The organism is Quyinboa sediminis (assembly GCF_042219855.1).
In the GTDB taxonomy this organism is placed as follows: domain Bacteria; phylum Bacteroidota; class Bacteroidia; order Bacteroidales; family UBA5342; genus JBHJHP01.
Window position 1 is genome coordinate 416,142 of the sequence record NZ_JBHJHP010000004.1, and the last position, 14,438, is coordinate 430,579.

Annotated in this window: 10 protein-coding genes; 5 read left to right on the top strand and 5 right to left on the bottom strand. The window is 38.4% G+C overall.

Features of this window, described 5'->3' with window-relative positions; translation table 11 throughout:
• Window positions 1–13: 13 nt before the first annotated feature.
• Window positions 14–4,558 (bottom strand): CheR family methyltransferase, encoded by a 4,545-nt coding sequence (locus ACE1EF_RS12185; protein ID WP_375720945.1) that lies wholly within the window; start codon window positions 4,556–4,558, stop codon window positions 14–16.
• A gap of 84 nt (window positions 4,559–4,642) precedes the next feature.
• Here ACE1EF_RS12185 and dusB point away from each other — a divergent pair, with 84 nt between their 5' ends.
• The gene (gene dusB / locus ACE1EF_RS12190) at window positions 4,643–5,626 is read left to right on the top strand and encodes a tRNA dihydrouridine synthase DusB (protein WP_375720946.1); all 984 of its coding nucleotides are present in this window, start codon (window positions 4,643–4,645) and stop codon (window positions 5,624–5,626) included.
• Here the strand turns inward: dusB and ACE1EF_RS12195 are convergent.
• Complete coding sequence (locus ACE1EF_RS12195; protein ID WP_375720947.1) at window positions 5,623–7,260, bottom strand: hypothetical protein; 1,638 nt, start codon at window positions 7,258–7,260, stop codon at window positions 5,623–5,625. The genes dusB and ACE1EF_RS12195 overlap by 4 nt on opposite strands.
• 37 nt (window positions 7,261–7,297) lie before the next feature.
• Window positions 7,298–8,869 carry a hypothetical protein gene (locus ACE1EF_RS12200; RefSeq protein WP_375720948.1) on the bottom strand — a complete coding sequence of 524 codons (1,572 nt, stop codon included), beginning with the start codon at window positions 8,867–8,869 and terminating at the stop codon, window positions 7,298–7,300.
• Window positions 8,870–8,967: 98 nt separating this feature from the next.
• Here ACE1EF_RS12200 and surE point away from each other — a divergent pair, with 98 nt between their 5' ends.
• Together surE and ACE1EF_RS12210 are read left to right on the top strand one after the other, a co-directional pair.
• Entirely contained in the window at window positions 8,968–9,732 is a 765-nt protein-coding gene (surE, locus tag ACE1EF_RS12205) for a 5'/3'-nucleotidase SurE (RefSeq protein WP_375720949.1), read from the top strand.
• Window positions 9,725–10,018 carry a hypothetical protein gene (locus ACE1EF_RS12210; protein WP_375720950.1) on the top strand — a complete coding sequence of 98 codons (294 nt, stop codon included), beginning with the start codon at window positions 9,725–9,727 and terminating at the stop codon, window positions 10,016–10,018. The genes surE and ACE1EF_RS12210 overlap by 8 nt, the downstream gene beginning before the upstream one ends.
• A gap of 51 nt (window positions 10,019–10,069) precedes the next feature.
• Here ACE1EF_RS12210 and ung read toward each other — a convergent pair whose 3' ends face one another.
• Complete coding sequence (gene ung / locus ACE1EF_RS12215) at window positions 10,070–10,738, bottom strand: uracil-DNA glycosylase (protein ID WP_375720951.1); 669 nt, start codon at window positions 10,736–10,738, stop codon at window positions 10,070–10,072.
• A gap of 75 nt (window positions 10,739–10,813) precedes the next feature.
• Entirely contained in the window at window positions 10,814–12,958 is a 2,145-nt protein-coding gene (pnp, locus tag ACE1EF_RS12220; RefSeq protein ID WP_375720952.1) for a polyribonucleotide nucleotidyltransferase, read from the bottom strand.
• A gap of 380 nt (window positions 12,959–13,338) precedes the next feature.
• Between pnp and ACE1EF_RS12225 the strand changes: the two genes are divergently transcribed.
• Window positions 13,339–13,788 carry a hypothetical protein gene (locus ACE1EF_RS12225; RefSeq protein WP_375720953.1) on the top strand — a complete coding sequence of 150 codons (450 nt, stop codon included), beginning with the start codon at window positions 13,339–13,341 and terminating at the stop codon, window positions 13,786–13,788.
• A 138-nt stretch (window positions 13,789–13,926) separates the two neighbouring features.
• The gene (locus ACE1EF_RS12230; protein ID WP_375720954.1) at window positions 13,927–14,433 is read left to right on the top strand and encodes a DUF4494 domain-containing protein; all 507 of its coding nucleotides are present in this window, start codon (window positions 13,927–13,929) and stop codon (window positions 14,431–14,433) included.
• The last annotated feature ends 5 nt before the right edge of the window (window positions 14,434–14,438 follow it).

Below are 14,438 nucleotides of genomic sequence, written 5' to 3' on the forward strand. Positions count from 1 at the left end.
TTTATAAAACCTTTCAGCAGTACTTTTTGAGTTTTCCTATAAGCATTTGTGGTTTAATTGGTTTTGTAAGGTAGTCAACACATCCCGCCTTCAAGCATTTTTCTATTTCTTCAGGCATGGCATAAGCGGTCTGGGCTATCACCGTTGCTGAAGGATCAATTTTAAGTATTTTTTCGGTAGCTTCAGTACCGTCCATCCCCGGAAGGTTTATGTCCATTAAAACAGCATTGATATACTTTGCATGTTTCTTATACTCTTTAACGGCTTTTTCACCACTATCGACCCACATGACTTCAACACCTGTATCTTTTAAAGCTTCTTTAAAAAAGGTTACAATATTTTCTTCATCTTCTACAAGAAGAATATTAACACCATTCAGGTTTCCTGATGAATCGTCTGTAGCAGAAATTTCAGGTTTTTCATTTTTTACAACACTTTCTTTGTATGGGATGGTGAAATGAATGGAGGCTCCGTTTGTATATGAAGTATCAACCCATATTGTGCCGCCAAGAAGGTCTGTTAACCCTTTCGATATGGCTAAGCCAAGGCCTGTTCCCCTGTATTTACGGTGTGTTTTGGTATCCAGACGATAAAAACGTTCAAAAATCTCAGTGGCCTTGGCTTCCGGAATTCCTACTCCTTCATCGTAAACAAAGAATTCAATTTTTTTATTTTTGGTTTTGTAGCCAATCGTAATTTTTCCTTCCTCGGTGAATTTAAGTGCATTGTTGATTAAGTTAACCAATATTTGTCTTAACCGCAGTTTATCGGTTCTGATAAACCGGTTATCCAGTTCCGGATCAGTGTCGGTAACAATCTCAATATGCTTCTTGTTCCTTGTTGCCTTTAACTGATCGTATTCCGTTTTAAGCTGATGGATAAGTTCACTGATTTCTACCGGTTCTTTAAAAATTTTTATTTCATTGGCTTCAATTTTTGAAATATCAATGATGTCGTCAATCAGTGATAAGAGCGATTGTGAGTTATTATTAATAATTTCAAGGTATAAATCTTTTTGCTTTGCCGTGGTATGGTCTTCTTTCAGAAGTTCGGCAAATCCAATGATGCCATTCATCGGTGTTCTGATCTCATGACTCATGTTAGCAAGGAAATTGTTTTTGTGCACATTGGCAATTTCAGCTTTTTCTTTCGCTTTTATAAGTTCAGACTTGATTTCTTCCTCATCTGTAATATCCCAGTTTACACCGATCATTTTTGCCGGTGAGCCATCCGTGTTTTTAGTAATTACTGCTTGTGCATGTATACAACGAACCGAATTGTCAGGATGGATGATATGGAATTCCGTTTTGTAGTCTTTTATTCCCTGAACGGCAAGGTCAAATTCCTGCATGGCTTTATCCCTGTCATTGGGGTGTAACGATTTTTTCCATCCTTCGAAATAATTGCTGAATTTTTTTCTTTCAAGACCATAGATTTTAAACATCTGATCATCCCACATCAGTGAATTAGTCTTAAAATCAAGTTCCCATATTCCGATAAATGCAGAGCGGGTAGCAAGCTGCAATCTCTGTGATGTAATCTTTAATTCTTCTTCGGCTGCTTTCCGGTCTGTAATATCAGTGTGCGCACCAAACATTCTGATGACCTTGCCTTTTTCATCAAGGATTGATGCCGCTTTGTTAAAAATCCAGATATAATCCCCGTTTTTATGTTTTAACCTGAATTCGATTTCGAAATATTCGATAGGATTTTTTATGTAATCCAGAAGGCGTTGATTTGCTCTTTCCCTGTCTTCAGGATGTAACAGGTTATTCCACGTCTCAAATTTATCTGGTAGTTCGTCAGGACTATAGCCCAGCTGAGATTTCCATATAGGAGAATAATACACACTTTCATCTGCCAGATTCCAGTCCCAGATTCCTATGTTTGATGCCTTGGTTGCGAGACTGAATCGCTCCCTGAAAATATTTAAATCGTGCTGATACTTTATTCTTTCAGTAATATCAATGACCATACCCCGGATTAGATTGCCGGATAATTTGGCAGATAAAAGTACGGTTATTTCGCGGTTTGTCCGGCTCTTGAGTTTCGTCTCATAGTTACTGATGGAGCCTTTATTGATTAATTCATGAAGTACTTTCCTGCTTTCATCAGGATCGGAGGATAAACTAAAAACATCAGATTGGGCCAGCTCCTCCTGATTCTTGAACTCCAGCATACCAATAAGTGCTTCATTGGCATAGAGTATATTTCCATCCTGCGAAATAAGGTAAACCCCAACCAGAGAATTATCTACAAGGTTTCTGTATTTTTCTTCACTTTCCTTTAAAGCCTGATCACTTAAGTACTTTTCTGTAACATCGTTTGTGATCATTACAATATATCCTTCATGTGCAATGTAGCCTGTAACTTCAAAGTACCTGTCCTTTTTTTCGGAGAAGACAATGGTCTTCAGTGGTTTCTGATCCTTTAAAATTTTGGCAAATAAATCCAGCCATGAGGCATATCGGTCCGGCCATATCCTGGTGATGGGTTTTCCAATAAGTTTATCCGCCTTAATGCCTGATATATTTTCATATTCATGATTGACTTCAATAATAATAGCGTCAGCCGGGTTGCCATCAGAGTCTGTAATGACCTTGTACAAAGCAAAACTACTTGGCATTGTACTGATTAGCTTTTTATATTTCGCCTCACTCTCACGTATTTTGCGCTGCGATTCTTTAACACCGGTGATGTCGATAAAGGTGATAACAACACCTTCAATGAGATTATTGTTTGTTTTATATGGCCCTATTCGTCTTATGTAAGTATAGCCGGTTAAATCTGATACTTCCTTCTCAATGGTTTCGGAATTTTTCAGTACCAGGTAGGCATGTTTAATGATTTCATCAATTTCGTTATTGTTAAACCTTGATGAAAAGCTGTTAAAAGGTCTTCCAATATCATTCTGCTGAATATTGAACAGCTGCTGGGTTACCGGGGTAAAATTTTTAATTTTCAGATCTCTGTCCAGAAAAATAGTAGCTATTTCTGTACTGTCCAGAAGATTATTCATGTCATCATTCAGCTTGATGAGCATGGTGTTTTTTTCTGAATATTCGGTATTAAGCGAATTTAATTCTTCATTTACAGATTGCAATTCCTCATTTGTAGCCTGAAGTTCTTCATTCGATGCCAGTAACTCTTCATTGGAAGTCTGCATCTTTTCTTTAATGTAATCAAGTTCCTGCTGTAGCTTAAGATTATCATTTTCTAACTCAGCCTGCTCTTTTTCCAGGTCTTTAATCCGTTGTTCTGATATTTTATCCAGTTTTGGCAGTTCGAGTACCTTTGAATCCTTTTTTAGCGGATTTTCATTCATAAAGAGGATTGCTACACTGTTGCTCTGCTCTTCATTTTCTATTAGAAATATTTTCAACTTTACTTCTCTGGCACCTTGCGAGCTGTTCATCTTAAGCTTTTTAATGGTGACAGGTTCGCCTGATGTTTTGACCTGGCTTATCGCTTTTTTAAGTATAATTGCCGTTTCTTTTTCAATCATCTTAATCAGGTTGGGTTGAAAAACCCCCTGATCGACTTTAAGGTATTTTGAAAGGTCTCCTTTTATAAATTTGATATTATCGGAATGATCCAGTAATATCAATGGCGGTAAAAGATTTTCAAGAATCTTATGAACAGAAAATTCATTCATAGAGGTCGATTTAATGATTTGATTTAAGTTAGATTGAGTGTTTTTATTGAATGTAAGCGGTGCTTTTACATTTATATTTTTATAGGTATTTACTCGTTTTTTCTTTTTAATCAGCTGAAAAAGTTTCCATTTGGAATCGATGACTTTGAAATAGGGCTTTAATGAGCCCAGATTTTCACTGTTGCCAAGCAGTAAATAACTGTTGGGTTTCAACGAGAAAATAAAATTCTCCAGAACCTTTTCCTGCGTTGTACCCTGAAGATAAATCAGAAGGTTTCTGCATGAAATCAGATCCATTTTTATAAACGGTGGATCGGCCAGAAGGTTATGTTGGGCAAACACTATTTTTTCACGCAGGAATTTTTTTATACAGTACCCTTCAGCAGTCAGTTCAAAGAAGTTTTTTCGGTCCTGCTCACTCACGTTATCCATTGCTATTTCAGAATAACAACCCTTGCCGGCATAGCTGATTGAAATGGCAGATACATCTGTTGCAAAAATCTTGAAATCAGTGTTTAGATTATTGCGCTGAATATAATTCTCCAGAATCATGGCAAACGTATAAGCTTCCTCACCGGTACTGCATCCTGCAACCCAAATCCGTAGTTTATGCTCTGCTTCAGTTAATTTAGGTATCACACGGTTGTACAGGAAATCAAAGATGTCCGTATCTCTATAAAATGATGTTACCCCGATCAGAATATCATTCTTTAATGCTTCTGTTTCCTGAGGAGACTGTTTTAGGACCTCAAAATATTCCTCCAGGTTTGCCGTTCCGGAGATAGAAAATCGTTTGTTTATCCGGCGAATGAGTGTATTTGGTTTATACGTATTAAAATCAAGTCCCGTCTGTTGTTTCAAATGGGTCAGAATTTGATCCGGTATATCTTTATGTTTCTTCACACAGGTAAATTGTAACTATAAATATACATTTTTTTTACAGATATATGTGATATTTGCAGAATTAGTGATGGCTTGTAACAAGATATGAAAATTGGTGAAGTTGAAATAAGAGACAGAGCTGTTATTCTGGCTCCCATGGAGGACGTGACGGATGGTGTTTTTAGAAAAATGTGCCGCAGTTTCGGTGCAGATCTCGTTTTTACAGAGTTTGTATCAGCTGACGCATTGATCCGTAAGGTAAACCGTACAATGAATAAGATTCAGATTGATCCTGAAGAACGTCCTGTTGCTATTCAGATATATGGTAAAGATCCTGTTGCAATGGCCGAAGCAGCCCGTATAGCAGAAGAGGCTTCACCTGAAATAATTGATATTAACTTCGGATGTCCAGCACGAAAAATAGCTGTCAAAGGTGCCGGAGCGGGACTGCTTAAAAATATCCCTTTAATGCTCGAAATTACCAGAAGGGTCGTCGGTGCTGTAAAAACTCCGGTGACTGTAAAAACAAGGTTAGGTTGGGATGATAATTCCAGACAGATTAAAGATATTGCACTGCAGCTGGCAGATACAGGCATAAAAGGCCTGACAATTCATGGACGTACAAGAGAACAGATGTATAAAGGAACTGCTGACTGGAGTCTGATTAAAGAGGTGAAACAGATGCCTGAGATAACCTTTCCGGTTATCGGTAATGGCGATATCTGTACACCCGGAAACGTGATCGATGCATTTGAAAATTATAAGGTTGATGCTGTCATGGTTGGCAGGGCATCTATTGGCGCACCCTGGATATTCAAAGAGATGACAGAATATCTGAAATCGGGCGAAGCAAAAGTCTGGTTTACAGACTCTGATAAAATCGGCATACTGAAAAGCATGCTCAGACAAAATTGTGAACAGTCAGGTGAGGTTCGCGGCATTCTCCATACCAGAAGACATCTTGCTACATCTCCATTGTTTAAAGGACTTGACAATTTCAGAACTTTACGGATTAAGATGCTGCGTTCTGAATCGATGGTTGAGATTTTCTCAATTATGGATCAGATCAATGAATTGTATTTTACCTAAAATCCAATATTAAATCCGGTAGAAAGGGTAAATAAACTGCCTCTGAAAAAATCGGGAACATAAACATTTGCCATTTCTCCCTCAGTGTTACTGAAGGTCGCATTTATAAAAAGATGCAGGCCATATGTTGGTTCGTAATTTATGCCCATATTTAATAACGAGCGTTTATATTTTACGTCTTCCATGTAGGGGTGTCTCGTGAGGTCGGGTGAAGAACGATTATAGCCGTATTCTGGACCCTTGCGTTCAACGGTATAATTAGCTGTTATATTAAGGTTTCTGGCCGGATGTAACCGCAATTCCAGAAATAAAACATCCGCATTATCCCGCATGTATGAGCCAAAATTATAACCATTGCTTTCATAGGTTGTAGTAGCAATATCATGTTGGTAAGTTACCGGAACAGTTTTTGTATATTCAACCGTGAAAAACAGATCTTCAAATGGCCAGTTGCTGACCATGACTCCGGTTTTAGTGCTATAAAAATTATGTTCTTCCTGCGATGTCCAGCGGGCGATCTTAAGTTCATCAATAAACTGCACATGATAGAGATGCACATGTTCAATACCCCTGTAACCAATATCAAAAAACATGGAGGAGTTCTGTCCTACATTTTTACCCACTCCATCTGTTGAGTTGTTGGAATGATCGACCGATTTATAAAACAAAAACGGAATTAAATAACCCGGATTAACCTGGTAATCGCTGTACACGACAGAATTACCGAGAGACAGGTTTAATGTTTTCCACGGTCTGAAAGTAAACATGTTTGTTGCTATGTATTTTTTGTGCATTACATCACGTCTGATACCATCATTCAGGATATATGAATGGGCGCTGTCAATAACATTTGAGATAAGCCAGCCATGCATGTAGTTAAACTCAAACCAGTCCCAGGGTGTTAAACGGAGTTTGATATGAGCAAATGATGGTGCTCTGTCAGAAATAATGTTCGATCCGGCGTAATTGGTTCCTACAGTATAGAAATCTTTTACCAATCCTATCGTAAGCCAGTCTTTTTGATAGGTAATGCCTCCCAGCATCTCGCTGTAATCCAGAGCTTTGTAGTTTCCTCCTGTTCTTCTGGTAAGATAGACGGGTTTAGATATGGCCTGTGATTCATGGTTATCCCGCAGGCTGGCATAGAATCCCCAGCTGCCCCTGGAACCATATGCTTCAGCACCTCCCCAGCGGTGGTAGATGGAACCGTTATCGTTGAAAAAATAGTTTATACCCCAAACAGGCTTTACAGCAAGTTGAGAAACAGAATCGCCATAATAAAAACCAATAGGATGAAGTGAAAAAGATGTGTTTTTCTGAGGTCTGTATAAATCAATATCGCCTTTTTGTCTGGTATTTGATGAGATGTCATTTTGATATTCTCTCAAATACCAGTTCAATTCTTTGGTTTGTCTTGGACTTAGGTTCTGTTTTTGTGCTTCAACCTGTAGAAGTAGTTTTGCAACTGTTTTCCGGGACCATGGTTTTACAGCACCGTTAACCACAATCAGTTTTGCATTTGCCATTTCATCCAGAAAAGCATAAATGTCTTTTTCATGAAGACTAACAGGAAGGTATTGAGCTTTACCAACCTGAAAGATAAGGAACAGTATTATGGTGATTCGGAATTTCATTTGCCTCTAATTATGAAATCAAAAATAGTAATTATTGTTACAGTCCAATGATGAATCCGGTTCTAAAAAAGAAATCCACATTTTCATTATAATCCACTACTCTGAACGCCGGATCTTCTCCTTTATGATTTATAAAATGAATACCGGCAAAAATTGATGTATTATATGCAGGCTTGATGGTAAATTCAAAACTGAAAATGTCCGATTTTCGTTTCACAGGATCAAGGGTTGTAAAATCATAGGGATATGTACGCAAATAGCTGTAGCTTTCACCGAAGGCTTCCCTTTGATATCCGGCCCTGATCATCAGGTTAAATGTTGGATTCATAGTCAGCTCCAATCCGTAATACCTTCGGTTATCTGTTGGGAAACGGTTAGTGCTCAACCATAAATTATAAACCGGAGAAGCTTTATGATCCAGAAATAAAGGTGACTGTATATTATAAAATCCATGAATATTAAGGTCAGGAACCGGCCAGTTAAAGAGTGAAAAGTCAAAATAAAGAGCCTGAACATTTCTGTCATAATCCGATTGCATGCGTTCCATACTAAAGGCATCTATGATCTGACTGAATGAAATATTCAGGTGCTGAACAGATGCAATATTGATGCGATAGTACAGGAATGAATTATGTAAAGGATTATCAGAAATATAGAAATTAACCGGAAGCAGAAAGGTTGATTTAAACGAGTTATCTCTTACAAATGCTGACTGTCCCAGAGTTATTTCAATCGATTTGTATGGGTTAAATATGAGTTGATTCGTTGCAAAGGATGTGATGAGGTTTGTGCCATTGATGTAATTTGATATGTTACTGTTGTCATAACTTACATTTATGTACCCGGTTCTGAACTGATATCTCAGCCACGATAGTGGTTGAGCCATAATTAAGGCATTAGGAAAGGAAGGTGTATATATATCCAGAGCGCTGATTTGTTTTGATACCGGCATTAACTCCGGATTATCAAAGCTGAAGGCGGCGGTAACAAACTGATTTGAAAACGATAGTCCGGCTTTGAACTCATTTTCAGAAGGATAGCTGAAGCCGTGAGCCGGGATATGTTCCTGTACGTAAGGCTCATATGTGAAAGTGTTGTTTGATGTTCTGAGGTATGAAAAGTAATATCCGGCGGGACCAAAGTTTCCTGATGCTTTAATACCATAATGATATTTAAGGCTTTTATCAGCGCTGTTTAATACTATCTGTGTTCCGGCCAGTGGGATAATAGAAATACCTGAATTCCCGTCACGGATAAATAGTCCCGGAGGATTAATGCCCATGGAAAAGGTCCCGTATCGTGCAATGTCAACATCGTGTTCATACCATCTGTTGGTTTCATTAAATAACCTGAAAAAACGCATATAAAAGCCAAGTTCCTGTTTTTGTCTTTGGTTGAGGCTTCTCGAATTATATTCTGCCTGTCGAAACAGATCATAAACATATTTTTCCGACCAGCCGAATGAACTTTGATTGAAGTTATCAATTATATGTTCTGATTCCAGTTCGTTCAGAAAAGAGTATAAGTGCTGATCCGGAGATACAGGAATGTACTGTGCAAAACCGGAAATGCTTATGAACAGGAATAATATGGTAGATTTAAACTTCAAGTTTGTGATATAGAAACAAAAGTAATAATTTTTAGGAACATCATTCCTGCAAGTTTTTTTCTCATCTTCAATTGATTAATTTTGTAAAAATTTAGTTCATGTCTAAACCGTTAATACTCATAACAAACGATGATGGATTTCGTTCTAAGGGGATAAATAGTCTCATAGAAGCTCTGAAGCCACTGGGTGAAATTTATGTAGTAGCTCCAAACAGTTCCCGGTCGGGTATGTCAGGTGCTATAACAGTTAAGGAACCGATACGTGTTGCCAGGGTTTGGGAAGAAAACGGTATTAAAATTTATCGCTGCAGTGGCACTCCAGTTGACAGTGTAAAAATTGCTATAAATCAGTTGTTGCCGCGCAGACCTGATGTTGTGGTATCAGGTATTAATCATGGTTCAAATACCTCAATCAGTGTGCATTATTCAGGCACTATGGGGGCAGCAATAGAAGGATGTTTTAATGGCATTCCATCCGTCGGAATATCACTGAAGTCTTTTGATCCGGATGCGGATTTCGCACAGGCAGAAAAGTATGCCCGGATAGTCGTCAGTGACGTTTTAAAGAATGGGTTACCCAATGGCATTTGTCTGAATGTAAATGTTCCGGATGATGAAGATGTAAAGGGTATGAAAATTTGCCGTCAGGCAAGCGGTGTCTGGTCTGAAGAGTTTGAGAAAAGAGTTGATCCACACGGAGGTTCATACTACTGGCTGACAGGCTATTTTAAAGATCATGAACCGGACTCGGATGAAACGGACGAATGGGCGCTTAAAAGCGGTTATGTGTCAGTAGTTCCCTGCACGATAGATCTTACAGCATACGATGTTATGGATCGCTTAAATAAAAGGTTAAATGGCTGAACCGGATTATAGTAAATTCTGGTGGGGCTTTCTGCCCGGAATTGTATTGCCACCTGTTATAATGGCTGTTTATTTCTTCGTAAATGTTTCGTCCGATGCATATCTCCCGTTTTTTAAGGAAATGGTTAAAATGAGGATATTTCCTGCTCTGGTAGCGGTAAGTTCAATTGTAAACCTGATCATCTTCTATTATTTTATGCAGAAGGAAAAATGGAATGCCGGTCGGGGCGTAATTCTTGCAACCATGTTATATGCGCTTATCATGATGGCATTTAAGTTCTTTTAATACTAAAAAACGCCTGAACTTTAATGCCACACAGGGTTTGTTTTTCAAATCTTATAGTTTCCAGTCTATTATTTCTATTCCTTTCGATGTTAAAAATGCATTGGTTTTACTGAAATGATGATTTCCAAAAAATCCCCTGGATGCTGAAAGAGGAGAAGGATGAACGGATTGCAGGATGAGATGTTTTTCAGGATTAATCATCTCCGATTTTTTCTGTGCATAGGAGCCCCAAAGAAGAAACACGATATTTTTCCGTTTTTCAGCCAATAGACGAATGGCTTCGTCTGTAAATGTTTCCCATCCTTTTTTTTGATGTGATCCTGCATTATGGGCCTGAACCGTCAGTGTTGCATTGAGTAACAGAACTCCCTGTTCTGCCCATTTCGTGAGGTCCCCGTTTTCAGGAACCGGAAAACCTAAGTCATTATGAATCTCTTTGAAGATATTTTTCAGGGAAGGAGGGAATGGAATTCCCGGCTGGACTGAAAAACACAGTCCATGTGCCTGTCCCGGACCGTGGTAAGGGTCCTGTCCGATAATCACAACTTTAACCTTATGGAAAGGGCAAAGATTAAATGCGTTGAATATGAGATTTCCAGGTGGATAAACTGTTTTGTTCCTGTATTCCTGTTTTACAAAATCAGCAAGATTTTGAAAATATGTTTTTTCAAATTCAGCATGGAGTACTTCTTTCCAGGAAGCATCTATTTTAACATCCATTTCTAATGTTTTTGCTAAAATAGTAATTTGGACGGGAAGAAAAAAGCCCCGGTTTTAAACGGGGCTTCTCTTAAATTAGTTATTTTCTTTTTGTTTATCTTCTCTGGGAGGTCTTGGAATAAGAACCTTGTGTGATAATTTGAATTTACCGGTTTTTTCATCAATTGAGATGAGTTTAACCTGAATTTTATCACCTTCCTTAAGGCCTGTTTCTTCCATATCTTTAAAACGTTTCCAGTCAATCTCAGAAATGTGCAGAAGACCTTCTTTTCCCGGAAGTATTTCAACAAAAGCTCCAAATGGTGCCAGTGCTTTAACTGTTGAGTCATATACTTCACCTATTTCAGGTACAGCAATTATAGCTTTTATTCTTGCAAGTGCTTTGCTAATGCTGTCAAGATTAGCTGCTGCAACCTGAACCTGGCCTTTACCATCGGCTTCTTCAATGGTAATAACTGCGCCGGATACTTCCTGAATTTCCTGAATAATTTTTCCACCGGGGCCGATTACTGCACCAATCATCTCTTTTGGAATTGAGAAGGCTTCGATGCGCGGTGCATTCGGTTTCAGATCAGCACGTGGTTCTTCGATGGTCTCGGCAATTTTATCAAGGATATGCATTCTTCCGTCTCTTGCCTGATCCAATGCTTTTTCGAGGATTTCATACGATAAACCATCAACTTTGATGTCCATCTGCGTTGCAGTAATACCATCGCGGGTTCCTGTGACCTTAAAGTCCATGTCACCCAAATGGTCTTCATCACCCAGAATATCCGACAGAACGGCAAACTTTTCATTTCCTTTATCGGTAATTAATCCCATGGCGATGCCGGATACCGGCTTTTTGATTTTTAAACCTGAATCCATCAGTGCCAGTGTTCCGGCACATACAGTGGCCATAGATGATGAACCGTTGGATTCTAGAATATCTGAAACCACGCGAATGGCATACGGTGTATTACTGGGGAGCATTCTTTTTAATGCTCTGAATGCCAGATTTCCATGACCTACTTCTCTACGTCCAACTCCTCTCTGCGGACGAGCTTCTCCTGTTGAAAAAGGAGGGAAGTTATAATGTAAAAGAAATTTTTCTCTCCCCTGGTTCAGTACATCATCAATAATTTTTTCATCCAGTTTGGTCCCAAGGGTAACGGTTGTAAGTGATTGCGTTTCACCACGGGTGAAAACTGCAGAACCATGGGCACCTGGTAAATAATCAATTTCTGACCATATAGGGCGTATCTCATTTGTTTTTCTGCCATCAAGACGAATGCCCTCGTCCAATATAGCTCTTCTAACTGCTTCCTTTTCAACATCGTGATAGAATTTACCAATAAGGAAAGCTTTCTCCTCAGCTTCTTCTTCTGATAAACCGGCAATGTATTCTTCTTTAACAGCCTTAAAAGCATCCTGGCGGGCATGTTTGTCCGCATTTCCTTCAAGTGCTATGGCATATACCTTATCGTAAGTTTTATCCCAGATATCTTTTTTAAGTTCTTCATCCTTTTTCTCATGGTCGTATTCTCGCTTTCCTTTACCAACCATTTCAGCCAGTTCAATCTGTGCCTGACATTGTACCTTGATTGCTTCGTGCGCGAACATCATCGCTTCGAGGAGTTCTTTTTCAGAAACTTCGTTCATCTCTCCCTCAACCATCATGATGTTGTCGATGGTGGCACCAACCATAATGTCAAGATCCGCTTTATCAAGTTCTTCGAATGTAGGGTTAATTTTAAGTTGTCCGTCAATTTTTGCTACGCGAACCTCTGAAATTGGTCCGTTAAACGGGATGTCTGAAACTGCAAGAGCTGCTGAAGCTGCCAGACCTGCAAGTGCATCCGGCATGTCGGTGCCGTCGGCAGAGATTAGGTTTACAGTAACAAAGGTTTCAGCATGAAAATCATCCGGGAAGAGCGGTCGTAATGCTCGGTCAACCAGACGACTTGTCAGAATTTCAGCATCTGATGCCCGGCCCTCTCTTTTCAGAAATCCACCAGGAAATCTCCCGAATGAAGCATATTTTTCCTTATAGTCCACTGATAGTGGCATAAAGTCAACATCTTCACCAGCTTCCTGTGCAGCAACTGCAGTGGCCAAAAGCATTGTGTTTCCCATTCTGACAACAACAGAGCCATCAGCCTGTTTGGCTAACTTCCCTGTTTCAATCGTGATGGTTCTTCCATCACTTAATTCAATTGTTTTCGTTTTTACTTGTAACATTTCTTTTTCTAATTACGCGTTACGTTTTTAATATATCTCCTTTAAATTGTGGCAAATATACAATTTAATGCGGCAAGTTAACTTTTTTATACCATTTTATGGATGTCAACTCACAGTTAAAGAACACTGATTTCAGGTCTTTTATTCATTGCACCAATTATTTTAACATATTTTAATTTGATCTAAATAACAGCCTTAGAGTATTTTGTAAAAACATGTTGTAAAATTATGTTATATAATTATGTTGTAAAACATATTTATCATATCTTTGAACTGTCAAAAATAATGTTATGAGAATCTCGAAATAGCACAATAGGTGGAAGAAGTAGAAATTCGAGTAAGTTGTTTTTAAGTAAGTTTATAATTTAAACGATAACATTATGAAAAAGAGAAGTTTATTTGTAGGTTTAAGTCTGCTGTTAGCAGGTTTACCGTTTGGAAGTATGGAAGCACAGTTTGCTGGTAATGACAACGATTTTTACCTGGCGTCTAATATTGAAAATCAACCCGTTTTGGCAAGTGAATCCAAATCCGTGCCAATTGATGCTGATGAGGAAGAATCGGCCGTGAGGTTAATAGAGGAACCGGGAAAAATGGTAATGTACTATTCTGAGGATGTTCTCACGTTGAGTTACGTTAACCAGGACAGAGCAAAGGTTTTCTTTTCAGTTAACGACGAAGATGGCAACATGCTTTATTCTAAATATTTCAGGGATGAGCCAATGGTGCATAGTCGCGTATTGATGAATAAATTGCCTGCAGGTGAGTACGTTGCAGTTCTGAGAACGGACAAGGATTTGATCAGAAAGTCATTTGTAATTAATCAGTAAGAGAGTTGAACCTTATCAGTACCTATCACCTAACCTCTTGATAAAGAGTATTTAAATCAATTAAAATTCAGATATTTTTATAAAGGTTTTTCCCGCCGGGAAAAACCTTTATTTTTGCATCCTTAATTAGAAAATATTATGAATTGGTTTGAAGTAAAAGTAAAATATCAGAAAATAGATGAGCAGGGAAAGGAGAAGAAAGTTTCAGAACCTTACCTGGTCGATGCAGTTTCATTTACAGAAGCTGAGGCAAGAACATATGAAGAACTAAAGGCATATCTGGGAGAAGAGTTTAATATTCTGAATATTAAACGCGCAAATTACTCAGACTTGTTCTTTTTTGATTCCGGAGACCGGTGGTTTAAATGTAAAGTGGTTTTTATTACCCTTGATGAAGAAAAAGGTGTAGAGAAAAAAACATCCAATTATATGCTGGTTCAGGCTACAGAAATTGATGAAGCCCTGGCTAATCTGACTGAATCAATGAAAGATTTAACGGTTGATTATACGGTTCAGTCCATTCAGGAAACACCAATCATGGATGTATTCCCTTACTTTAAAGATGAAAATGAAAACGAAGACATAGCCGGATTAACTCCCGTAAGTGAAATTGAAGCCAATGAAGAGTTTGATTCTGAAGTTTAATCAGA